General features: G+C 45.7%; 23 protein-coding genes. 4 read left to right on the top strand and 19 right to left on the bottom strand.

Annotation, left to right across the window (positions count from 1 at the left end; all coding sequences use genetic code 11):
• Nucleotides 1-119 precede the first annotated feature (119 nt).
• The 14 genes from mnhG to J4N45_RS06570 all read right to left on the bottom strand — a co-directional run bounded on the left by mnhG (nucleotide 120) and on the right by J4N45_RS06570 (nucleotide 14,290).
• Nucleotides 120-416 carry a monovalent cation/H(+) antiporter subunit G gene (gene mnhG, locus J4N45_RS06635; RefSeq protein WP_128650048.1) on the bottom strand — a complete coding sequence of 99 codons (297 nt, stop codon included), beginning with the start codon at nucleotides 414-416 and terminating at the stop codon, nucleotides 120-122.
• Nucleotides 413-736, bottom strand: coding sequence for a cation:proton antiporter (locus J4N45_RS06630; RefSeq protein WP_252014200.1), 324 nt, complete (start codon nucleotides 734-736; stop codon nucleotides 413-415). The genes mnhG and J4N45_RS06630 overlap by 4 nt, the downstream gene beginning before the upstream one ends.
• Nucleotides 729-1,205, bottom strand: coding sequence for a Na+/H+ antiporter subunit E (locus J4N45_RS06625; RefSeq protein WP_042477365.1), 477 nt, complete (start codon nucleotides 1,203-1,205; stop codon nucleotides 729-731). Before J4N45_RS06625 ends, J4N45_RS06630 begins: the two co-directional genes overlap by 8 nt.
• A complete protein-coding gene (locus tag J4N45_RS06620) occupies nucleotides 1,202-2,707 on the bottom strand; it encodes a proton-conducting transporter transmembrane domain-containing protein (RefSeq protein WP_252014199.1) in 1,506 nt (501 codons plus the stop codon). The genes J4N45_RS06625 and J4N45_RS06620 overlap by 4 nt, the downstream gene beginning before the upstream one ends.
• Complete coding sequence (locus J4N45_RS06615; protein ID WP_042477366.1) at nucleotides 2,707-3,060, bottom strand: Na+/H+ antiporter subunit C; 354 nt, start codon at nucleotides 3,058-3,060, stop codon at nucleotides 2,707-2,709. Before J4N45_RS06615 ends, J4N45_RS06620 begins: the two co-directional genes overlap by 1 nt.
• The gene (gene mbhE / locus J4N45_RS06610; RefSeq protein WP_252014661.1) at nucleotides 3,060-5,654 is read right to left on the bottom strand and encodes a hydrogen gas-evolving membrane-bound hydrogenase subunit E; all 2,595 of its coding nucleotides are present in this window, start codon (nucleotides 5,652-5,654) and stop codon (nucleotides 3,060-3,062) included. Before mbhE ends, J4N45_RS06615 begins: the two co-directional genes overlap by 1 nt.
• Before the next feature lie 491 nt (nucleotides 5,655-6,145).
• Nucleotides 6,146-6,496, bottom strand: coding sequence for a rhodanese-like domain-containing protein (locus J4N45_RS06605; RefSeq protein WP_252014198.1), 351 nt, complete (start codon nucleotides 6,494-6,496; stop codon nucleotides 6,146-6,148).
• A 46-nt stretch (nucleotides 6,497-6,542) separates the two neighbouring features.
• The gene (locus J4N45_RS06600) at nucleotides 6,543-7,016 is read right to left on the bottom strand and encodes a response regulator (RefSeq protein WP_128650052.1); all 474 of its coding nucleotides are present in this window, start codon (nucleotides 7,014-7,016) and stop codon (nucleotides 6,543-6,545) included.
• Nucleotides 7,003-8,328: an ATP-binding protein gene (locus J4N45_RS06595; protein WP_252014197.1), complete on the bottom strand. Its 1,326-nt coding sequence runs from the start codon at nucleotides 8,326-8,328 to the stop codon at nucleotides 7,003-7,005. Before J4N45_RS06595 ends, J4N45_RS06600 begins: the two co-directional genes overlap by 14 nt.
• A 6-nt stretch (nucleotides 8,329-8,334) precedes the next feature.
• On the bottom strand, nucleotides 8,335-9,753 hold the full coding sequence (locus J4N45_RS06590; RefSeq protein ID WP_252014196.1) for an SLC13 family permease: 1,419 nt from the start codon (nucleotides 9,751-9,753) through the stop codon (nucleotides 8,335-8,337).
• Nucleotides 9,754-9,977: 224 nt separating this feature from the next.
• Nucleotides 9,978-10,997, bottom strand: a complete 1,020-nt coding sequence (locus J4N45_RS06585; RefSeq protein ID WP_252014195.1) for a YcjF family protein — start codon at nucleotides 10,995-10,997, stop codon at nucleotides 9,978-9,980.
• Nucleotides 10,994-12,367 carry a YcjX family GTP-binding protein gene (locus J4N45_RS06580; protein ID WP_252014194.1) on the bottom strand — a complete coding sequence of 458 codons (1,374 nt, stop codon included), beginning with the start codon at nucleotides 12,365-12,367 and terminating at the stop codon, nucleotides 10,994-10,996. Before J4N45_RS06580 ends, J4N45_RS06585 begins: the two co-directional genes overlap by 4 nt.
• A gap of 118 nt (nucleotides 12,368-12,485) precedes the next feature.
• Nucleotides 12,486-12,671, bottom strand: a complete 186-nt coding sequence (locus J4N45_RS06575) for a hypothetical protein (RefSeq protein WP_042477374.1) — start codon at nucleotides 12,669-12,671, stop codon at nucleotides 12,486-12,488.
• Between the two features lie 98 nt (nucleotides 12,672-12,769).
• Entirely contained in the window at nucleotides 12,770-14,290 is a 1,521-nt protein-coding gene (locus J4N45_RS06570) for a fumarate hydratase (RefSeq protein WP_252014193.1), read from the bottom strand.
• Between the two features lie 205 nt (nucleotides 14,291-14,495).
• Here J4N45_RS06570 and pabB point away from each other — a divergent pair, with 205 nt between their 5' ends.
• The gene (gene pabB / locus J4N45_RS06565; RefSeq protein WP_252014192.1) at nucleotides 14,496-15,902 is read left to right on the top strand and encodes an aminodeoxychorismate synthase component 1; all 1,407 of its coding nucleotides are present in this window, start codon (nucleotides 14,496-14,498) and stop codon (nucleotides 15,900-15,902) included.
• On the opposite strand, the gene J4N45_RS06560 is transcribed toward pabB, so the two are convergent.
• The 4 genes from J4N45_RS06560 to J4N45_RS06545 form a co-directional block, all read right to left on the bottom strand.
• Complete coding sequence (locus J4N45_RS06560; protein WP_252014191.1) at nucleotides 15,888-17,594, bottom strand: ATP-binding protein; 1,707 nt, start codon at nucleotides 17,592-17,594, stop codon at nucleotides 15,888-15,890. The two genes, pabB and J4N45_RS06560, sit on opposite strands and share 15 nt — an antisense overlap.
• A gap of 7 nt (nucleotides 17,595-17,601) precedes the next feature.
• Nucleotides 17,602-18,141: a heme NO-binding domain-containing protein gene (locus tag J4N45_RS06555; RefSeq protein WP_234493987.1), complete on the bottom strand. Its 540-nt coding sequence runs from the start codon at nucleotides 18,139-18,141 to the stop codon at nucleotides 17,602-17,604.
• A 170-nt stretch (nucleotides 18,142-18,311) separates the two neighbouring features.
• Entirely contained in the window at nucleotides 18,312-19,253 is a 942-nt protein-coding gene (locus J4N45_RS06550; RefSeq protein ID WP_252014190.1) for a hypothetical protein, read from the bottom strand.
• A 27-nt stretch (nucleotides 19,254-19,280) separates the two neighbouring features.
• Complete coding sequence (locus J4N45_RS06545) at nucleotides 19,281-21,242, bottom strand: sensor domain-containing phosphodiesterase (protein ID WP_252014189.1); 1,962 nt, start codon at nucleotides 21,240-21,242, stop codon at nucleotides 19,281-19,283.
• Nucleotides 21,243-21,417: 175 nt separating this feature from the next.
• On the opposite strand from J4N45_RS06545, the gene J4N45_RS06540 reads away from it, so the two are divergent.
• Both J4N45_RS06540 and J4N45_RS06535 read left to right on the top strand, forming a co-directional pair.
• Nucleotides 21,418-21,762, top strand: coding sequence for a hypothetical protein (locus J4N45_RS06540; RefSeq protein ID WP_252014188.1), 345 nt, complete (start codon nucleotides 21,418-21,420; stop codon nucleotides 21,760-21,762).
• A gap of 71 nt (nucleotides 21,763-21,833) precedes the next feature.
• A complete protein-coding gene (locus J4N45_RS06535; protein ID WP_252014187.1) occupies nucleotides 21,834-22,277 on the top strand; it encodes a hypothetical protein in 444 nt (147 codons plus the stop codon).
• A 12-nt stretch (nucleotides 22,278-22,289) separates the two neighbouring features.
• Here J4N45_RS06535 and J4N45_RS06530 read toward each other — a convergent pair whose 3' ends face one another.
• The gene (locus tag J4N45_RS06530; RefSeq protein ID WP_252014186.1) at nucleotides 22,290-23,162 is read right to left on the bottom strand and encodes a sigma-70 family RNA polymerase sigma factor; all 873 of its coding nucleotides are present in this window, start codon (nucleotides 23,160-23,162) and stop codon (nucleotides 22,290-22,292) included.
• A gap of 314 nt (nucleotides 23,163-23,476) precedes the next feature.
• On the opposite strand from J4N45_RS06530, the gene J4N45_RS06525 reads away from it, so the two are divergent.
• Complete coding sequence (locus tag J4N45_RS06525; protein ID WP_234493993.1) at nucleotides 23,477-23,812, top strand: Hpt domain-containing protein; 336 nt, start codon at nucleotides 23,477-23,479, stop codon at nucleotides 23,810-23,812.
• The last annotated feature ends 41 nt before the right edge of the window (nucleotides 23,813-23,853 follow it).

The following is a 23,853-nucleotide window of genomic DNA, read 5'->3' as shown; positions in this document are numbered from 1 at the left end:
ACAGGCAACGACTAATAGTGTTAGTTCTTTTCTACGCATAGGCTCTCCTTGGTTAGACAATAATAAAACTGCTAAGTCTCACAGTGAGGTAGAGAGCCCCCCCCCTTATTGCGAGACGATTACTTCTTTTTTCGCCACATTTTGTAGCCATTCCAATACATACTTTTGCTCAGCAAATGAGCGGCAACCGGTGCGGTTAGCAAGATAAACAACATGGTGCCAAGTACACGGGAAACCACGGTAATATCTGGCATCCCAAACGCCACTGCCGCAAGCAGTGCTGTCAGACCCATGGTGTTAGCCTTAGTCGATGCGTGCATTCGGGTATAGAGATCGGGCATACGCAATACCCCAATGCTCGCCACCAACACAAAAAACGTACCGATACAAAGTAAGAGTCCAGTGATAAACGTCATGACTTATCTCCTTGCTCAAGGCTTTCGTGATTTTCTGACTCGCTCTGTTGCTGATTACGCTTGGCAATAAAGCCTGCAAAAGCGATGGTTCCCAAGAAAGCGACTAAGCCAAGGGTGATCGCCACATCGAGTAGCGATTTTTGACCACTCGCCAAGGTGTGTACCGCGATAAATCCAACCGTAATAAAAGCGATAAGATCGAGCGCGACCACACGGTCCGCAAGCGTGGGACCTTTAATCAAGCGAATAAAGACCAGCACTAGGCTAAGCAGCATCCCGACGTAAGCAAAGTTGATACTAAATGACAGCCAACTATCCACGTGTCACCTCCAAAATTCGTTTTTCCATACCGTTCTTGATTGAGCGAATCACTTCATCGTGATCGGGTGCGAACATGGCGTGCACCACGAGGTGTTTCTTGTCTTCCGTCACATCCAGACTTAAGCTGCCTGGTGTCAGTGACACCATGTTAGCTAGCAAGGTGATCTCAAGATCTGAGGTCACATCAAGCGGGACATAGATGATGTCTGGATCGCTAAGATGCGTCGGCGTGACAACATCCCAAACCACATGAGCCGCAGATACCAGCATCTCGTAGCAAAAGTACAGGAACAGCTTTATAGAAGCACTAAAGCGCTTGAAATAGCTCGACTTAAGTCCAAATGGCTGACTCAACCTAAGAGCGAAGTAACCCACCACGAAACCAGTAACGAAATTCAAGCCTGTGTATTCACCATTGAGTAGCATCCATGCGCCACCCAAAAACACATTCAAAAAGAAATAGTTCATGCACCACCTCCTAGAACAGCATGGATATAAGCGCTAGGGTCAAGAAGCTGTTCCGCCGCCGTAAAGGCAAACTGGAAGAAAGGCTCTGCCGCAAAACCAATCACTAACGTCATTGAGGTCAACACAACAATGGGTGCGTAGTACAAGGCTCTGGTTTTTTTGCAAAGTTTTTCACCTGAAGTCTCCGCGTCTTGCTTTGACGGTTTTGCCTTCCAGAACACTTCGCTCCAGATCTTGGTCATGGAGAAGATAGTTAATAGACCGACGAATAACGCGACAGCTGCAAGCATGTAGTACTCGTTTTGCAGGCTATCTTTGATAACCAAAAACTTACCCCAGAATCCTGATAACGGCGGGAAGCCTGCCAAGGAAAATGCTGGTACTAAGAACAAGAACGCCAGTAACGGTGTCGCTTTGTACATACCACCTAATTCACTCAGCTCACTGGTTTGGTGCTTGCGTTCAACAAGACCACCAATGAGGAAAAGATTCGCTTTCACAATAATATGGTGAACGATATAGAAAATCGCACCTGCGAGGGCAAGCGGGGTATACAAGGCGAGCCCCATAACCATGTAGCCAATTTGACTGATGATGTGGAAAGAAAGAATCTTCTTCACATTGTATTGGCTTGCCGCTCCTAATACGCCCGTTAGCATGGTAAGTGCTGCCACCCAAATCATGAGTGGTTGCCAGCCACTGTCTGCCAATGGGAATACAAGGGTAAAAACTCGCATTAACGCATAGATACCAACCTTAGTTAGCAACGCAGCGAAGAGAGCCACCACACCGCTTGGAAGTGTATGGTAAGAGGCAGGAAGCCAGGCAAACAAAGGAAATAGCGCCGACTTAACCGCGAAACCAAATAGGAACAGCGCCGCCAGAAGTACCTTAGTCTGCGGAGCGATGTCAGCCGCTTTGCTGTGTAAATCTGCCAAACTAAGTGTGCCAGTTGCACCATAAAGTAAGCCGATAGCAAGCAAGAACATGAGTGTCGAGATGAAATTAAGCATCACATACTTAACCGCACCATCCACTTGTTGACGATTCGCGTCGAGCACCATCAGACCAAATGATGCAATCAGCATGACTTCAAACCAGACATAAAGATTGAAGATATCTCCGGTCAAGAAGGCACCATATACACCAGCAAGGAGCACATGAATCAGCGAGTGGAACACGCCATATGACGGCTTCTGTTTCAGGTCCGCCATCGCATAGAACACACTCACCACACCAATAATGGCCGTGATAACCACCATTGCCGCAGATAGGAAGTCGGCAACGAATACAATGCCAAATGGCGCAGCCCATTGACCAAACGCCACAGCCTGAGGGCCGTTATCCAGAACACCGTTGATTAAGAACACGCTGCCGAGCAAGGTAAACAGCGCACTCGTGCCGCTTATCGTCTCAGCAAGCTTATGATTGTGTCTCGTAAAGAACACCAGAACGGCGGTCAAAACAGACATGATAACAGGCAAGGTTAACCACATTGACATTACGCCTGCTCCTCAGAATATTTCATTTCATCGATATCCGCTGATTGCGTCTCTTGGTAAGCGCGGTAGAACAGCACCAAAGTAAAGACTAAGAGTCCGAAGCCAATAACGATTGCCGTCAGAATTAATGCCTGTGGCAACGGGTTAGCCGCATCTACATGCGGTAGAACAGCGTCGCCATCAATGAGCGGTGGGTTGCCTACCGTTAGTCGACCCGCGTTGAAAATGGCCAGGTTGACGGCACTACTCAGTTGTATCAGACCAAACAAGACTCTAAGCAGATGTCTTTCTAGCATCAGATAGATGCCAGATGCGACAAACACACCGACGACAACACTCCATAACATTTCCATTAGTCCATCTCCTCCGTTACATGGAGGATCATTCCCATCACCCCACCAATGACACCTAGGTAAATACCAATATCGAAAATGAGTGGCGTTCCTAGCGGTAATACATCTTTCCACCACAGGCCAGTAAGGAATGGCAGGTTAAACACTAGGCTTATCGCGCCGGCAGCAAAACTAATGAAGACCCCCAGCATAGCGATACTAAACGGTGCGTAATGCAGCCTTTCTCGAACATATTGAGGAGATTCAGCGAACATAAGCAGTGATAAGCCTATTACCGCGATAAGTGCGCCAATAAAACCGCCACCCGGTGAGTTATGGCCACGCATCAATAGATACAGTGAGAACACCAACATTAGAGCTGCAACGATATGAGACGCCGTGCCCAAGATCAGTGACTTCACCTTTGTGGATGGCACACTTCCTGGCTTAAGCAAGCTCACGGCACATAGACCTGCCAGGGCGACGACTAACACTTCACCGAAGGTATCGAACGCTCGGAAGTCAACCAGAATTACATTAACAATATTGCGACCATGACCGCCTGGCACACTCTGTTCGTTGAAGAACTGAGATACCGACATGTCCATTGGCTCAGCCGTGATCGAAAGCAGCACCATAGTGACTGCGACACCAATACTGCCCGCTACCAAGGCGTGGATAGTACGGCGTCCTGTTGAGTGTTGTTTAACCGTCGAGAGCTTAGGCACGTGGCGCATCAACAGAACTAGGAAGACAACCATTAGGGTTTCGACTAGAAGCTGGGTCTTTGCGACATCCGGCGCGCTATAGATCATGAATACCAAAGTGGTCATGAATCCAATCATGCCCAGTGCTGCCACCGCTAAGAACTTGGTTCTTGAGATAATCACTACAAACGATGAGACAATCAGCAGTGCCGCGATCACGACTTCATACAGCTTGATGCCTTCTAAACGACCCGCGAACTGACTGAGCGACATTGGGGTTTGACTGATAAGCAGTACCGCTAACGCTCCAAACGATAACAGCCCATATACGCTCATGCGCTTGGTTTGCAGCATATTAGTTTGCCACTTAGCGAAGCTCACCATGGCTTCAAGCAAGTTATCAAACACTCGGTTTGCACATGGCAATTTTGGTAGCGTACGTTCTAGCAAGGCGGTAAGCGATGGATAAACTTTGTACAGCAGCACACCAAGCAATAAGGTAATGCCACTCAAAATGAGAGGTGTATTGATGCCATGCCACACCTTCACTGGATCCGGATCAGACACAGGTGCAATGGTCGTTACCCCAGGGATAATCACTTGCTCATTCAACCAGCCCAATCCAGCAACAGTTGCAATCACACTGACAATTGCGAGCATAAACGGTGGGATCCACAGACCTTTGTTGATCTCCACAGGCTTAGCCTTGGTTGGCTCGCCTTGATGACGTGTCGTAAATGGCTTGATGAGAAGTGCCATGACCAAAGTCACGGTCAACGCGTTCACCAGCACCATCAAAAACACAGCCCAGTTGCTCACTTCCAGCCCCGCCTTATACATGTACTCCTTGCTGAGGAATCCAGGTAGTGGAGGAACGCCTGACGTCGATAGAACCGCAATCACCGCGGCAACAAAGCTTATCTTTAATACTGAGCGTAAACCGCGTAGCTGACTGATCTCACGTGTACCTGCCGCTTTATCGACATTACCTACCACCATGAAAAGGCCCGCTTTATAGAGCGCATGAGCGACGATAAGCATTAAAGCTGACTTAAGCGCTAAGTCACTACCAATACCCAACAAGAAGGTCAGTTTTCCAAGCACGACTGTGGTGCTGTATGCCAACATCAGCTTAAGGTCGGTCTGCTTGAGTGCCATCAATGCGCACCACAATGCCGTAAACCCACCCATGATCGTCAGGGTGTAGAACCAGAGTTCAGTCTGTGCATATATCGGAGATACGACTGCCAATAAGTAGATACCCGCTTTTACCATAGTGGCAGAGTGCAGATAGGCACTGACTGGAGTTGGCGCCGCCATGGCATTGGGTAGCCAGAAGTGGAATGGGAATTGAGCTGATTTTGTCAGCGCACCCAGCAGAATAAGAACCAGAGAAGGCAAAAACAGTGAATGACTAGAAAGCTCACCGGCCTGCGACAAAATGCCAGTTAGCTCGTAACTGCCCGCCATAGAACCAAGCAGAATAAGTCCAGCAAGCAGAGCCAAACCACCAGCACCGGTAATTAACAATGACTGCAGTGCATTCTTTCTAGACTTGAGCGCCTCATGGTTAAAACCGATTAAGAGATAAGAGGTTACGGTCGTCAGTTCCCAAAAGACAAACAGCAACAACACGTTGTCGCTGAGAACAACACCTAGCATCGCCACCATAAACGCCGTTAGGTAGCAGTGAAAGGCAAATCGTTGTTTATGCTCTTTCAGGTACGCTAGCGCATAAATCTGCACCATAGCCCCTATCCCGCTAATCAAGCAAGCAAACAAAAACGACAGCCCATCGAGTCGAAAACTCAATGCTAGCCCCAAACTTGGGACCCAAGGAAGGCTCCAACGGACGCCTTCAGGGGTGTATAGCGACAACACTGCCGCTAAGATCAGTAACGGAAACAACGCAAAAAGACCGAACCATAGAGATGAGCTTGGCTGCTCCGCTCTAGTTGTTTGGTCTTGTGCTCCGCTAATAATGACGGCTCTCTCGATACTCAAGGTAACACTCACTTCTCTCTAACTATTGTGCAACGTATGCGGGTTTATTTTTCGTCCAGATTAGGCTCCCTGATATAAACATCGGAAAATCCGAACCAAAAACCACATATGCACTATAAAAATCGAAGCCAATTCTATCCTTGAGCCGTTCTAAGGTTCTAGGTAGGAACTGTAAAATTCGATGCAAGAGTTAAATAAAGCGTTTCTTTAGATGAGAAAGTTCGACTATTTGCGCCCAAGTATTGCGAATTAGGCAGATTGCATGTCTATTTGTAACGAACTGTCACGAGCAAGTTAGTCATATTACATGACTAAGGTAGGAAGGTTACTAACGAGCGTTAAAAAGCCCGAATTTAAGACTGATATTCGGGCTTGAAGTTCATTGTTTTACAAAATTATTGAGGGGCTTCAATCTTCATCTCATTCAAACCACCAGCGTTATGAAGCGCTGTAAAGCCTTTGGAAGATAGATATTGCAAGGCTTGACCAGAACGATTGCCGCTGCGGCAATAAAGCACTATCGGTTGCGACTTGTCGAGATTTCCGATGTATTTATCCAATTCCGAAAGTGGATAGTTTACAGCTTGATTGAGATGGTCCTCATCAAACTCTGCTGGTGTGCGGACATCGATGACCATCGCTCCCTCCTCTATCCACTGCCAACCTTGCTGCGCCCTTTCACTTGCTTGGACAGAGCTGAATGCAAACACGAGGCAAAGCAGAAAACAGTTAATAAATGCCTTCATATTCTCTCCTTGGTAATCACACGGGAAAGCGTCGCAAACTTTGAGTTTAGCGCAACCTTTCCAATACGATATTCTGATCTAACTCTTCATGATACGGCTGATAGTCGAAGCCACGATCAAAAATATACGCCGTGACCAAGGAGCGCACGCAACTGACCAGCTCTTCAGCCTTCCAAGGTTTTTCGAAATAGTGACTCACGCCAGCAGTGTTTATTGCGGTGATGGTGTCTGAGTGTGTCGCTTGTCCAGTAAGCAACACCTTTTTAGTCTCTTTAAACCGACTGTCACGTGATAGCTCGGTCAAAAGCTCTACACCTGTCATACCTGGCATCACATGATCAGACACAATCACAGCAATGCTTTCACCGTCTGCATCAAGGTCTTCGATGAGATCCAGCACTTCTTCACCAGACTCACAGTCTTCAATGTTTAGCCAGCTTGATAAGGGTTCAAGATCTTGAATGACGGCACTGAGTACCTCTCTTTGGTCATCAACACAGATGACGTTAAGCTTCTCCATATGCTTCTCCTACTGGTAACTTGACGCGAAAGATGGTGCGAGTCTCATCGCTCTTAACGGCAATGGTGCCCCCAATCTCGCTGACGATTCGTTTGACAATTGATAGTCCTAACCCCAAACCGAATGAGAGACCACCTTTCTTAGTGGTGAAGTTAGGCTGAAAGATTTTTCTGCGTGTTGGCTCATCGATTTCAGGGCCGTTGTTGGCAATCGTGACCAAAATACGCTGATTAACGAACTTAGTTTGAATATTGATATTGGGTGCATCGGTTTGCTGAAGCGCATCACATGCATTCTTTAGGATGTTGCTCCAGATCTGAACATACTCCGTCGACGCACCTTTGATAAGTGGTAGCACAGCGGGCTGCATCCGTACCGAGACTCTTCGTAAATCACTTTGCAGCAGCGCAAGCGCTTTGTTAATAGTATCGTTGATATCTAGAAGCTCATCCGGTTCGCCATCAGTCCGACCCAGCTGTTTTACTGACTTCACGATACCTACAGTGTGCCTAGCGGCAATTTTGAGATCGTGAAGATCTCTACCCATGCCCCAGTACTTTAGGGCTTTAGAAGGATCAGAAAGCCAAGATTCTGGCACCGTGTTATCACCCAAAGCTCTGGCGAGCTGCTTAGCAATATCTCTATCTAAGCGATAGTCTCGTTGAAAGTGCTTCGCAATTCGGCGAACTTCACTCGATGAGACAGCTTGTCCCTGCATGAGCCCGACATCAAAGTAGCCACTTACTTCAGGGTGAAGCTCTTCAAGCAGTTGAAGCAAGTCTTGCTGCATTCGCTCTGTTTTACTGTTGACCACACCAATAGCGTTATTGAGCTCATGAGCGATACCTGCGGCAAGCTGGCCAAGGGTTGTCATTTGCTCTGCGGTATGAAGACGCTGCAGTGCTTTTTCTTTTGCTAACGCTTCTTGCTTGGCTCTTCGTTGACGCCGTGAGAGCTCATTCACCATCACGGGCATAAACTGAGCACTCAACGGACCGTATTGCTCGGGCTCAACCGGCTCGGTGTGTTTATCAATCCAAGCAAGCGTTACGTCAGTTTTTGCAATAACGGTTGATGACGCCACCCAAGTACCCGAGAAAAAGCTGTGTACACCAATGAATGCCCCTTGCGAGGCATTAAACAGTTTGGTGAGCTTGCCATCTTGGTCGCTCTCGAAATATCCCTCAAGCTCCCCTTCCAACACATAATAGAGTCGGTCATTGTGCGCCTCTTGACGAAGCACAACTTGCTCGGCATCGAAAGAGACCTGGCGACTCGGCTCTGAAAAATAGTGGCGAACCAATAGTTCCATTGGCATTTACCCTATATGACCTACCGCATGGAGTAGCCACACCAAGACAAAACTTAGCATCACGCCAACCACACCTAAAATCACACCTACACGCGCCATCTGACTGCTTTGTACATGCCCCGTTGCGTGTGCAAGTGCGTTTGGCGGCGTACTGATTGGTAAAGACATGCCCAGTGACGCTGCAAAAGTTACCACCAAAATCAGTGTCAATTCACCGCCGAGTGGCGTCAGTGATGTCATTGATGTGCCTAGTGCGGCCATAATTGGCATTAACAAGTTTGCCGTCGCCGTGTGCGACATAAAGTTAGCCATTAACAGACAAAGGAAAGCAGCACCAAAAAGCACCACATAAGGTGAGAACTCATCAAATGGAATGCTATGAACGACTAAGCGAGCCAAACCGGTTTTATCGAGCGCTAGACCCAACGCGATACCACCAGATACCAGCCACAATACATCCCAAGAGATCTTCTTAAGGTCTTCTTTATTAATGATGCCGGTTAGCGAGAAGATAGCGACAGGAATCAAGGCAACCGTGTAAGAGTTCATGCCATGACTCGACCCCATTAGCCACAAGATAATGGTCAGCGCAAAGGTGATGTAAACCATGATGGCTTTTGGCGTTTTGAGGAACTTACCTTTAATCGAGAGCTCAATTTTCTTTTGGTCTGCCGAATAAAGAAAGTTAATCAACATCCACGCTAGCGCCATCATCACAACGACAAACGGTACGCCAAATGCCATCCACTCACCGAAGCTGATGTAGTTATCACCGACCAAGTATTTTAGTGCTATTGCATTAGGCGGCGTGCCAATGGGTGTGCCAATACCGCCAATGTTTGCTGCGACAGGGATACACAAAGCAAAGGCGATGCGTCCAGGGTCTTTAGGTCCAAATACCGCGATCACAGGCGTCAGAATCGATAACATCATCGCTGTGGTTGCCGTGTTCGACATAAACATCGAGAAAATACCGGTAATCAGCATCAGGCCAAGCATCACAAACCTAGGATCACTGCCAAATGGTTTAAGCAGTACGCGCGCTAAGTTAACGTCTAGGCGATACTTAGTCGCGGCCATCGCAAGAAAGAAACCACCTAAGAACAGCATGATAATCGGACTAGCAAAGGTCGCCATGATTTCGTTGTAATTGAGAAGCTCACCGAAATGCGCTTGCCCTTCTCCTGACCTAAATAGATACATGCCTTTGTTGGAGACCAACAGGAGCTCGAGAACGATAATAACAACAGACGTGGCGTAAATTGGAATGGGCTCGAATACCCAGCAGAGTGCCGCCAATAGGAAGATGGCAATGACGCGTTGCTGAACTATGGTCAATCCTTCGAAAGGGAATGCGGATAATGGTAGAAGTAGTACGATCAAGGGGATCGATATCGGAATGATATACTTCAGATATTTTTGCATGATACTGCTCGTCCTGAGAATAGATTACTGTGAGCAGTATCACGCCACTATGCAGCCAACGACTTAGCGTAGGATCAAAGTTTCCTCATAAATATCATCAAGTTTCTTGGAATGTGATTTGAGTATCAATTTAGTTCTGGTTGTATTAACCATTCGCCGACTTTGAAAAAACAACGTCATCCCCTTGAAAAAGGGGATGACGTACTTAGCGGGGAAATCGGCAATTAATTCAGTTTATTTTTGAGGCTTTCAATCACGGACTTTCTGATTGAACCAAGTCGCGGTGTTTGTTCCTGTGTAAAAGGGATTGGACGCATTAGGCTGATGGTCTTCAACCCAAGACGAGCCGTCACCAAACCCACACCCAAACCTTGTCCAGCGCGAGCCGATAGTTTTTCAGCCAAATTCATCGACAGTATGTCAGCGCTCGACTCAATGGCCAGTTCACTCGCGCCAGCAATGGCAATGTTCACCAACACCAATTTAAACAGCTTTAACCTTGACCAATAACCCAACTCTACGCCGTAGATCTCAGAAATATTGTCGATCATACGAAAGTTTCGCCACGCGATAAGCAGCATGTCGGCAATAGCCAACGGGCTGAGAGCGACAAGTATGGCTGCCTCTCCGGAGAGCTTAGATACCGATGCCATTGCTTTTTTGTCTTGCTCGGTAAGCACCATAGACTGATACATATCCAGCACTTCAGCATCACTATGGGCGCTATGCACGCTGTTTTGCCAGCGATCAAACGCGGGGTTTTCTGCAGGTATCTGCGCTTCTTGCGCCAGTTTTTGGCAGAATTTTTCGCCTTTACCGACTGCGTCATTATCCAATAATGCCTGCGCTTCTTCTTGAACCGAAAAATGGTTCTTAAGCTTGCGCAGCTTGAAGAGCTCTTTACCAAACGCGCCGATACCCATAACGGCAACACCGGTGACCAACGCTGACCAGCCCAAAGATAGGTAGTCACCCGTAGTCGCAGCGGTAATGACGTTGTCGATCGCCTGCCAGCCGACAAGACCTGCAAATGCTGTTAGGAAGGTAGTCGCTATCCAGCCTTTCTTACTGCTACCGCGAATGGTCTTTTCCAGCTGTTTTTCATCTTCTTGTTCTACCGAGCTTGGCTCAACAGGAACGAAGGTTTGCTCAGGTTCAAACAGCTTTTGGCTGTTCATGTCCAAAGTTTGTTCAACGTTGGACAAATCTTCGTTAAAGACTTTTCTGTTTTTCACATCACTCATCGAAGTTTGTCTCCAATCAAATACTGCATCGCTTTATCAAGACGAATATGACCACAAGGAGCATCTTGTGCACTTTCAAGAGGTCTAAATGAGGTGAACTCAAAGCCGTTTTGCTGCCAAAATTCAGGTTTTGGCAGCCTTGCTGGTACGTCTCCTGGGTACAAGGTTAGCGTCTGGTTATCAAGCGTGGTGCCTCGCAGCGCAGGCGAGCTATCACCACCATTACCAACAAACCCGGCCTCAGTTGCCTGTATTGAAGCAACGCTCATACAACTCATTTCAATATTTTCAAATGCCGTCTCTTGCCACGCTGGGTGAACCATTTGCTGCAACAAACTCACTAAGTTGCCATGCTGGTTCGGTGTCACGTGGTCAGCTTTGGTCGCCGCAAACAGTATTTTGTCGATCCTCGAGGCAAATAAGCGTCTAAGAAGGTTCGACTGACCGTAGCGAAAGCTCTTCATAATCTGTTGAAGCGCTTGCTTCATATCATTGAATGCTTCGTCTCCCGCCATTAAAGGCTGTAGACAATCCACCAGCACGATTTGACGATCAAAGGTTGCAAAATGCTCTTTATAGAACTGTTTGACCACCTTGATTTGATACTCTTCATAGCGACGTTTTAGCATCGCGTAGCCGCTGCCTTTTTCAGGCTTATCTGTCGACGGCTTGCACGGAAAGAACTGCAGAACAGGTGCGCCTGCGAGTTCGCCGGGTAATACGAATCGACCCGGCTGCACCCAATGTAATCCTCGGTCTTTACATGCAAAAAGGTAATCAGTGAATGTTTGAGAAATATCCGCGATAACTTTCTCATTGGCTTCCGCCGCACCATCAAAACTATCTAGAGCTTCCAGCCATGGTTGTGCACACTCACTTCGAATGCCGGAGAGATTAGCAAACTGAAGTTCACTCCACTCTTCGAAAGTAAGATCGAGCAACGGCAAGTCCAGCAGCCACTCCCCTGGGTAATCGATAACATCGATAAAAAGGGTCGACGTCTTACTCAATAAGCGTTTTGCACCTTTGGCTGGCTTGTATTTCACCGCTAGTCGGATTTCGCTGACATCTCGAGTTGGCTGAGGCCATTCAGGTGGCGTCGAGTGCAGTTGCGCCATCGCATCATCATAGGCAAAGCGTGGAACCATCAAATTCGATTGTGGTACTCGCTTCGCGCCGATAAGACGACCGTCCCTCGCACACTCGAGCAGAGGCAAATTATCGTGTGTCGAGGTATGAAGTAGCTGGTTCACCAATGAGGTGATAAATGCTGTTTTGCCCGCCCTAGAAAGACCAGTCACAGCAATTCGAACGTGAGAATCTAGGCTTCGATGCAACAAATCTGAGACTTCTTGACCAATGCGGTTCATTCAACTTACTCCAATACAAATAACGAGGAACAGTGTGCACTATACGAGATTAACCAAATATGAACAAAAAACCCCTGATATTATTCAGGGGCTTAGAGTATTCGGACGCTAGAAAATACTAATCGTCTTCGATGAGTTTGTAGATAACAAACAGAGCAATTTCCAGCAATACGGTCAGCACACACGCCATGGTGACGTATTTTTCGTTGAAGATGCTGATCCCGTGTAAAATCAGGTCATAGCCAACAAAGAAACCCACTACTAGTAGTACTGCGATTTGTAATATTTGTATAAATCGAGGCATGTTTGCACTCTCCTTGGTTCTTTTTCTTCAGTATACGCCTGAATTATAGATAAAAAAAAGTGAGTATGTTTTCACACACTCACTTTTTTGAACTCAAACTAGGATGCGCTTTCCGCTTCCGCGATTTTCACTTTCCACGTATCCGGACCGATTTGGTGAGCATTCGCACCACTCGAATCCACCGCGACAGTCACTGGCATGTCTTCGACTTCAAACTCGTAAATCGCTTCCATACCCAAATCTTCAAACGCAACTACTTTCGCCTTCTTGATCGCTTTCGCTACCAAGTATGCAGCACCGCCTACCGCCATTAGATAGACAGCTTTGTGCTCTTTGATTGACTCAATCGCCGCAGGGCCTCGCTCCGCTTTACCAATCATGCCTGTTAGGCCAGTTTCAGACAGCATCATGTCGGTAAACTTATCCATCCGCGTCGAGGTTGTTGGACCTGCTGGACCTACTGCTTCATCGCCTACCGCATCTACTGGGCCAACGTAGTAGATAAATTTACCTTTAAAGTCAACACCTTCAGGTAGACCTTCACCACTTTCAAGCATGCCTTGAATACGCTTATGCGCCGCATCACGACCTGTCAGAATTTTACCCGTTAAGAGTACTGTCTCGCCTGTTTTCCACTCTTGAACGTCTTCTTTGGTAATCTCATCAAGGTTAACACGGCGCGTGTTCTCACCCGCTTCCCAAGTAATCTCTGGCCACTCTTCGAGTTTTGGTGGCGTGAGCTCAGCAGGACCAGAGCCATCTAGCGTAAAGTGCACATGACGCGTCGCCGCGCAGTTAGGAATCATACAAACAGGCTTTGATGCTGCGTGTGTTGGTGCTGTTTTGATTTTAACATCAACAACCGTTGTCAGACCGCCGAGGCCTTGCGCACCGATACCTAGCTTGTTCACTCGATTAAAGATATCTAAACGCAGCTCTTCTTCCGCATTTTGAGGACCACGATCGATAAGCTCTTGAATGTCGATGTGTTCCATCAGCGACTCTTTTGCCAGTACCGCTGCTTTTTCTGCTGTACCGCCAATGCCGATACCTAGCATACCCGGTGGACACCAACCCGCCCCCATAGTAGGGAGTGTTTTCTCTACCCACTCAGCGATATCGTCAGATGGGTTTAGCATTACCATCTTAGTTTTGTTTTCTGAACCGCCACCTTTCGCTGCGATTTGAATCTCAACCTTGTCACCCGGCACCATGTTGATATGTACGACAGCTGGTGTGTTGTCTTTGGTGTTGATGCGTTTGCCAGCCGGGTCTTTCAGTACCGATGCGCGAAGTGGGTTATCTGGGTTGGTGTAACCTTGACGAACGCCCTCATCAATCATCTCTTGCACGGTAAGATCGCTGTCCCACTGAACATTCATACCAATGTTCACGAAACACGTCACAATACCCGTGTCTTGGCAGATAGGTCGGTGACCCTCTGCTGACATACGTGAGTTGATTAAGATCTGCGCGATAGCGTCTTTCGCCGCTTGGCTTTCTTCCTTTTGATAAGCTTTGTCTAGGGCTTGAACAAAATCGAGAGGATGGTAATACGAGATGTATTGCAATGCATCAGCAACGGAGCTGATCACATCTTCTTTACGAATAACCGCCATTGAATACCTCTTATAATTTTAGCTTCCAGGGTGCCGCACTGTTTGGCCTGTCAAACCCTATCCGTTTCTCTCGAAACAACGAAGAAGTGAGTAAGTACTGCGATTACAGCGCTTAGCATCGCTCACTTTAACCATAGTTTTATCAGGGCTAAATGTCCGACTTTTTGTTGTGAAAATATGATACTCTTGCTTTCCACTATGCGCCATGAGTGCGACAACGTTTCTGTCACAGTTTAAGCAAATGAACAAAAAAGAAAGCCAATCTATTCAATTCGTTGACCTGCCTTACCAACCAGATTTAGCCAAACGATACTTCGCGTCCATCGAGCACCTCCCATGGGCGATGCTCTTAAAGTCTTCGACGCTCGAGCACGAGAACAATCGATTCGATATTTTGGTGGCGAAACCAGTGGCGACCGTGCAAACCTTTGGCGCGCAATCTCAAGTTACAGAAGGCGACCTCGAGCGCTCTAATGAAGAAGACCCTTTCACTATTATTGATCAACTGGTGAAAGCGAAAATTGGCACGCAAGAGCTAACGACTGACTGGCCTTTTATTGGTGGTGCGGTTGGTTATTTTGCTTATGACCTAGGAAGACGCGTTGAACGCATCCCGACGATTGCCGATCACGATATCAGTGCTCCCGATATGGCTGTAGGTATTTATGATTGGGCGCTACTCGTCGATCATCAAGAACAGAAGGCAGTCGTTGCTGGGGTTAATATCGATGCTCAACTGGCATGGCTAAAGAGTCAAAAGCCCAGCGAACGCACGCCGTTTAAACTGAGTACCGAATGGCAATCAAACATGACTCAAGATGATTACCAACAGCGCTTCAACTCAGTTAAAGAGTACTTAGCGGCCGGCGACAGCTACCAGATTAACCTCGCGCAGCGACACTGCGCAGAGTATCAAGGAAGTGAATGGCATGCCTTTGATGTTCTAGATGAGCACAACCAAGCCCCTTTTAGTGCATTTATACGAACAGAAGATACCGCGATTCTCAGTATTTCTCCGGAGCGCTTTTTGCAACTTCATCATCGCGATATCGAAACCAAACCGATCAAAGGGACAAGACCACGATTCAGTAACGTAGACAAAGATCGTCTCAGTGCAGATGAGTTAGCGAATGCACCTAAAGATCAGGCGGAGAACTTAATGATCGTCGATCTTCTTAGAAACGACATTGGTCGAGTAGCGAAACCCGGCTCAGTAAAGGTTCCTAAACTGTTCGAGATTGAAAGCTTTCCCGCTGTGCATCATTTAGTAAGTACCGTCGTCGGTGAGCTTGACAATCAATACAGTGCAACAGATTTACTCCGTGCCTGCTTTCCTGGTGGTTCAATAACAGGCGCGCCTAAAGTTCGCGCGATGGAAATCATTGAAGAGCTCGAGCCTCACAGACGAAGCGTCTACTGTGGCAGTATTGGATACATCAGTGCACATGGTGTGATGGATACCAGTATCACCATTCGAACGCTGATTGCTACAAAAGGAAAAGTATACGCATGGGCAGGCGGAGGCATTGTTGCCGATAGTGTTTGTGACGATGAATACCAAGAGACCTATCATAAACTTGGCAAAATTCTGCCTATCTTAGATAGCCTCTAATCCCCAAGAAGGTCCCCACTTTGCCAAAGTCTGAGTAAGGTCTTTGGCGGTATAGGGCTTAGAAAGAATATCGTCCATACCTACGTCGTAACAGTTCTGTCGCTCTTCCGACGTAGTCCCTGCGGTTAGCGCTACAATGGGTTTTACATAGCTCGCAGCTCGCAAGCGTTTGGTGGCTTCAAAGCCGTCCATAACAGGCATTCTGCAGTCCATGAAGATAATATCGTATTCCTGATTGGTCGCATGTTCGACCGCCTCAAGACCATTGACGGCTAAATCGGGAGAGATACCCAGTTTGCCGAGCATCTTGGTGATAATAACTTGATTCATCTTTATGTCGTCTACAACCAAAACCTTGAGAGATGATAAATCTAGCTCTGTGGTATTATCCGTTTGCACTTGTTCATTTGCCGCTTGTTGAACCATCGTCTTAAGCGGTAAAAGAAGATGAAATATCGTACCTTTGCCGAGCTCACTCTCAAGCGAGATAGTTCCTCCCATTAGTTCGACCAATCGACGGCAGATGGCAAGCCCAAGGCCTGTACCTTCATAATTTCGCGAACTCGACCTGTCGGCTTGGGTAAACGGCTCAAATAGTTTTTTCTGCGCGGCCGTGCTAATCCCAATACCCGTATCGGAAACAGAGATATTTAGCCCGTTGTCGCCATTGCTGACTACAACATCTACTCTGCCCTTATCGGTGAATTTAATCGCATTACCAATGAGGTTGACAAAGATTTGCGTTACACGCTCGAGATCGCCCTTTATCAGCCTTTGCTCAAAGCCATTAGACTTAATTACAAACCCTATCTGCTTTTCCTGTGCCTTGTGCTCAAAGATGCTTCGCAGGGTAGACTCCAAGCTTTTCCACGTGAAATCTGACTCAATTAGCTCCAGCATTCCTGCATCAATTTTACTGAAGTCTAATAGGTCATTAATGATCGATCGTAACAACTGCCCCGACTGACTGAGGTTGTGATGCAAATCTTTTTGGCTATCACTCAATCCGGTATCAGCAAGGAGTTCAACACTTCCTAGCAAGCCGTTCAGAGGTGTCCGAAGTTCGTGATTGATCATCGCTAAAAACTCACGAGTAGAACGCTCAGATGCCTCGGCTCGCTCCTTAGATTCGACCAAACGGATGTTGATGATTTGACGCGTTATCGAGCTAGAGAGCAACTCGCAAACTAAAGACATCTGACTACTGACAAAATCCATATCAAAGGTAGATTCATCTACGGCCAACTCAAGTTTCCCGATGACATCTTGCTCGAGTTCAATAGGTATGCAGGACCTGGCGATATCGTCTTTTTCTCCCAAGGCGAGATAAGACTTGGTTTGATATTGAGATTTTTTGAGTGTGGGTATCGGCTTGCCTGGTAACTCAATAGAACATGCAACATCATCACTGATTTCAGAGAGTTGATTAACTAACTCTATAACCAGAACATCATCAAGATTTGTGCGCAGGAAGGTACGCCCAAAATGGATTAGGATACGTTCTATTTTTTGCTGAAAATCTAAGCGCAAGAAACTCGCTTCAGAGCGAGCTTCCGTCTGTTTTAATGCAACCTCTAACTGCTGATTGGCATTAAAAAGCTCTAAGCTCTTCTGTTCTAGAAGAGCCTCTGCCGCTTTTCTAGCTGCAATCTCGCGCTTCAGCTTTCGTTCTATGGCAGAACTACTAGGCATGTCATCCTCAGGCTAGAGTCAAATTAAAACGGACGACGCTGCTATCTTCTGTTTGTGGAGTCATTTCTACTTTCACTGACTCACCAAAATGTTCAGCACAACCTTCAATCAAGCCCAGACAAACATGTGACATGCAACGAGCGCTCTGATAGTCCATTACCATGTCTGTTTCAGTCTCGCTAATAAAGTGAAACTTTGGCGGTTCAGCATCAGAATAGAGTTTCTTCACTTCAACATGAATATAATCTTCTACATGTCGAATAAACTGAAACGTAGACACGCTACTGCCAATGCTCGCATTCTCAGGAATCGAGTTAAGTAGTGTTTTAAATACAGTTTGCCCAAAGACTTGCTGCAGTGTAGCAGGGTCAATATTGGTCTTTTTACTCAAGTTAACAATGAGTTTGACGAGATCTTTGTGGTCGTAACTGCCAACAGCTGTATAAACCCCCTCATCTCCAGACATCTCCAGAACTTCGTCTAGGACATCCAAACCGAACTTCTCCTCAACCAATTCCATGAACTCGGTAAAGATAATTCCTTTCATTCACTTTCTCCATGCCAGCTAAGTATTCTAAATTGAGGTTACCCTTTAACTTAAAGTTTTAGGACAGTTCTCGACTGATTTCAAATATTGTTAGTTTTCAAACAATAAGTTAGAACTCAATGGAACTGCATAGCCCATAGAAAAAATTAAAACACGCATTATCGTTGAACTTAGTGAATTGAGTCATTATAGGCGCCCCCGCGACCAGACATAGCAGCCTCAGGATTGACTCGAGCGTTAATAGCAACGCAAAGGGCGACATGTTCAACCCCATCGCTAACCAGGTAGGCATAGGCATCGAGTTCACGGGAGCATTGACGGTTTAGGTCGACAAACGATCCATCTCCTCTGGGCTCCAAGAATTGTTCGTCTTTAAGCGAGTAGACTCGATCAACAAAGGCTATTGGACTCGCTACATCTGGAATCATCGCTTTGAGTTCACTCTGATGAAAGCAGGCAACTTTACTGTTTAAGCTCGATCTATCGGTAAAAATGCTATCAAAAATACCAGGCTCAACACACATGCTGGAGTGATGCTCCGACTCCTGTCCTACTTTGCTATATTTGAGCTTTAAATGGCATGCGGTACTATTTTTTCGATGTTCATGTGAAGTTCGTGGATACACTACAAGATAACGACTAGTTCGCTCGCACACATATCCGTTTTCTGACACTGTTGCTGACACAAGTTCCGACAGCCCTACATTTGCATACGAGTCAGAGGCATGTTTTTTTGCTATCGTTACCGGAATCATTACCGTTCCATCGCTCAATATGCTATAGCCCAAAACCTCTGGAGGTCTTACCCCGATAGCTAGCTCTTTAGGAAGTTCTAAAGCTTTCGTCACATCCAAATTACAGCAAGTTTTGAAAGACATATCTCCCAATGTACAGGTCAAAATGAGTTTGTAACTGGAAGCCGGGGTCGAGATGAACGCGTAAAACCCATTGCCAAAGTCTTTAAAAATGCCCTCCGGGTTTTCGCATAGAACTTGCTCGGGAGACAAAGCGTTCGGCTCTGAAAGTTGGCTCTTTAAAAACTCGCGATTAAACAGCAGCGCACCATTAGGTAGGCGTATCAGTAGAGCAGCATCTTGTCCTTCGCTGTCCATGTGAGCTCCAATTAAAACCACAAAAGGTTAATGTGTTCGACCCGAAGCGATAAGCTCTTGTTTCAATTGCTTTGAGCTCATCGGACGATAAAAGTAATAGCCTTGAATGTAATCAACATCGATCAGTTTAAGCGTCTCAAGTTCTCTAGCATGCTCTACCCCTTCAGCCACTACCTTAATATTGAGATCATGAGAAAGTTGCCTCAGCATGTTAACCGCAAAGAATTTTTGCTTTATTTGGTCGATATCGGTGATGAACTTACGATCTATCTTCAACTCATCAAAATGGAAGTCACTAAAATAGGAAAATGAAGAGTTACCAGTACCAAAGTCATCTACGGCTATTTTCACACCCGATGAGCGAATCTTCTCTAAAAGATTGGAGTTATTGATGTTTTTTTCGAAGTAGGACGTTTCAGTAATCTCAATTGTCACATCTTTGTTTGAAACCGGTGAAGCGTTGATAAACTCATAAAGCTCATCGAGATGAGGTGAATCTGTATCGGCAATTGAACAGTTTAAAGAAAGCGTTAGTTTCTGCGGGACACTCGCATCCAAAACGAGAAACTCCTCAATCGCGCGTTCAGCCACCAGCATATCAATGGTATTGATCATCTTTAGCTCTTCCGCCAGATGAATCATTTCTTGAACACAATAATCCAATTCGGAGAATTGGAATCTGCACAACGCTTCTAACTTCACCACTTCGCCAGACTTGGTGTCCACTATTGGTTGAAAATGAACATCGATTTGTTTGTTTTGAATTGCTTCTAAAAGCAAACTCTCTAGCTTTTTGCGGCGAATGCTCGCTTGGACGAGCACTTCATCATAGAAGTTGACGCTACTCGATTTTGAATCATGAACAAACATTGCTTGTACAGATTGGGAAATCACCTCATCCATACCGCACTTGTTAAAGCCATGAAGAGCAACACCTATCTGTCCATCAGATATGTCGTTAACTAAGTGGTCTTCTAAATATTTACTAAGCCCAGAGAAGAACTGCTTGATACATAGATTAATGGTAGCGACATCTTCAACATCATTTTCTCGTATTTTCAGTAACACAACAAAAGTGTTTCTACCCAGGTAACCAAAACTATCCGCATCATGGAAAGCTTTTAATGCAGCGAACACTTTCTGACAAGATTCCGCCTCTAGTTCACAGTAAAATCGAGGACGCAAACTTACAACTATGTACTTTCCTCCTTTAGAAGAAAGTCTCCTAGCGTTATTTCGAAACGCGACTTCATCCATCTCGTCTAAATTAGGCGCACTTGTCGAGTTTTGGACTCTGGGGTGTGCAGGCTTTTGGTGTTCGCCTAAAAATGTATAGATGAAGAAGCACTGATCTTTAGCGATTTCCACTTTCTTGATATAAACCATTTCAAGCGTAGAACGAGCATCTTTTGCTTTAGTTATTAGCGCGCCGCGCCATTTCGCTTCACGCTCAATACGCTTCTGAAAAGCCTCAATATGTCGTTTATCACTATGGAAAAGGTCAGCATCACTGATATCCCTTCCTAATAGAGAAATCGAAGATACGCCATGGTCTCGGCACAGTTTCTCGTTGGCAAATAAAACGCGATGCTTTTGATTGGTGACTAGAATCCCTCGAGTTGGGTCATCCAACACGTGCTCCAAAAGTTCGGTGCTGGCTAGGCGTGCTTCAGTATGTGAAAGCACCTCAATACACCCTTTTACGTTGTTGTCTAATATCAAATAGATTTCAAACTTAACGATGATTAGTTCACCTAGTGTTGTTTCTAAAGCAATAGGGACAGCGGAAGGCGAACCCGTAAACTGAACGTCTCTTATCAAGGTTAAGATATGGTTCACACTGTCGATAGAGGGTGGATTAATATTAGACTGATTGGCATCGTAACCCAGCACATGTTGCCAAAATGCGCCCTTCGACACTTCGGTAGTGATGTCGTGTAAATGTTCCGACCAGAACAATTTTTCTGCTTCAGCCTGCTTAGATAGCATCTTGCTCTCTCTATTTTAATCAGCCAACAACGTCTTGCTCAAAGTCTCTCTTTTGGGACTTTGTTGCACAGAAGCAAACTAGGAGAATCAAAGCTAAATTCAAGCCGATCTTTCCTTGAATCTTATTTTTTAGTTTCTAGTTTACTGTCATGTGGCTCACCTATGGAGGATTCAAATGGATTACGTCTACGTTGAAAACATCTATGACGATGAATATCGAATTGCACCTCCAATGCACACGCGGTTAATCGAGGGGGATATCCCAGAAGAAGAGTTCGAAATTAGAGAGGTATTAGAATGTTGGTACGAGGCGGGCTTTGTCCCTTTTATCGACGCCCAAGACACAAAAGTGAACTTCTGGGAGCAAGTAAGCAACTTCAAAAGACTGACTCAAACTCTAGCGGTTTTGATTCGATGTCGAGCATATCAAAGCGCTCTGAGAAGAATTACCTCACAGTGGCGAAAGGATTCACTCGAATGTCAGTACCTTCATTACTTGTTAGAAAAGCAAACTGCATAGCTAAACGGAAAAACAACGAGCGAAGACTCTAATTTCATATTTATCAATAGAGAAGCACTTTGGCTTATGATATGTTAACTGAGTCATCACTACTCATTTACATCATGTACAAATACGTAAAAAACAAACTCGATTACTCTTATTGTGAAACTCTACCTAAAGGAGTCGAACTGAGTGAGCAAGAAATACCACTTGAAGAGATAGAGATTAGGGAGATGATTGAGGCATGGTACCAAAGTGCTTACGCACCTCTATTCGGTGAGGACCAAACATTTTGGGATAGCTTGTCACTTGATTCCAAAAGCACGATTAAAGGAGACTGGCTGTCCTCTTCGGAGAAAGAAAAACGCAGCCGATTAGAACGCCTTGAATCGACAATCCTAACCGTGCTACGCAGTCACGTGTATTTTGCGTCTTTTAGACGTGTCTTAACGACTTTACCGCAATCCCCAACGCAATATCGGCTCAACAATCTGCTGTTAAAGGCCTCAAACGAAGCTCCATTGCAACACTGATTAAAATCGTCGTTAATTGCTAACCCAACCATCAAATCGGAGTCTGTTTTGAAGTTTCGCGACCCCTTCTTGCTGCAACTGTCTGACGCGCTCTTTAGAAAGCCCATACATCTCACCAAGACAATCTAAAGTGAGCACTTCTTTTCCAAAAAGTCCAAATCGATGTATCACGATATCTCGATATTTCTCTGGCAGAGATAGCACCACTCTTTCAAGACTTTTCAATAACATTTCATCGTGACAAGTATCGTACGGCTCAGGTATTGCCTCTGATCGGCACGTATCTAAGCTCATGTATTCTTTGTCTACAATATCAACTGATGAACTCGATTCGATGAAACCACTCATGTGAATAAGCTCACTGACGTGTTTTTGTGAATTTGCAGTCTGCTCGGCGATTTCTTTGACTGAAGGGGCTCTTTTCAGATCAGACACCATATCATTGGTTTGTCTGGACAAGCGGTTGATCTCTTTAATCACATGAACGGGTAGACGAACAGTGCGTCCGGTATTCATTAATGAAGATTCAATACTCTCACGAATCCACCACACCGCATAAGTACTAAAACGGAAACCTTTTTCAGGTTCAAACTTATCTATTGCTTTGATCAATCCAAGGTTTCCCTCTTCTATGAGATCAAGAATAGTGTGGTTGTTTAAGCCGCGTTTTGTATAGCCTCTTGCAATCTTAACGACAAGACGCAAGTTTGACTCAATAAGTACGTCTCTCGCCGCTTTATCACCGCGACGTGCAAGCGTCGCATAGTGATACTCTTGCTCGGGGGTTAGTAGGTCGATCCCAACAACGTCTTGGATGTACTTTGAGTAAAAGTCGGCCGTGCCGCCGGCAAACTCAGTTTTAGTGTTTTCGATCCTTGCGCTCATGTTCATCTCCATTTTTTTAAGCGCGACCCTAGCCAACTTTTTCATTCTATTCTTTCGAGGTGAGTCGCATAGTCAAGAATAGTCACGTTTATGCTATGCATCAAAATTTACTTCATACGCATTACTCAAAAAGTGAGCAAATTAGTAGGAAAGTCTTAGATCTCTGGCAAGGTCGAAGATAAAGTTTAGATCTACTGGATCACTGACTTCTCTTTTTTATAATCTATACTAAGGTTGTTAAGTATCTGAGTTTGGTAACGAAATAGGGCAATCTCTTAACCAAGTATCGGCAAACATAATATAAGGACAGTAGGATGATAGATTTCGACGTACTTCGTAGCTACATGGATAATGACGAGGACATCATCGCAGCCGTATTTATGGCGTTTATGGAAGAACATGAGAATGGCGCAGAAAAAATTCAGTCACTCTACAACGAGCAAAACTGGAGCGAACTCTTTATCACCGCGCATTCGCTCAAAGGCATTCTTGCTAGCTTTGGTGAAGGGAAAGCGGTAGAGAAACTAGAAGCGATTGAAGGAACGACTCGTAATGGTGAGGCACCTCAAGCTGACGATATTCAATTTGTTATTCAGGAACTCGGCGTGATTAAAGGTCAGATTAACGAATACCTTGCCTCTATGGTTTGATTCCTGTTTAGCTCTTCAACCACCAATAAACGCGATAAAGG

Source organism: Vibrio sp. SCSIO 43140 (assembly GCF_023716585.1).
Classification (GTDB): Bacteria; Pseudomonadota; Gammaproteobacteria; order Enterobacterales; family Vibrionaceae; genus Vibrio; species Vibrio maritimus_B.
This window is presented reverse-complemented; position numbering and strand designations above follow the sequence as displayed.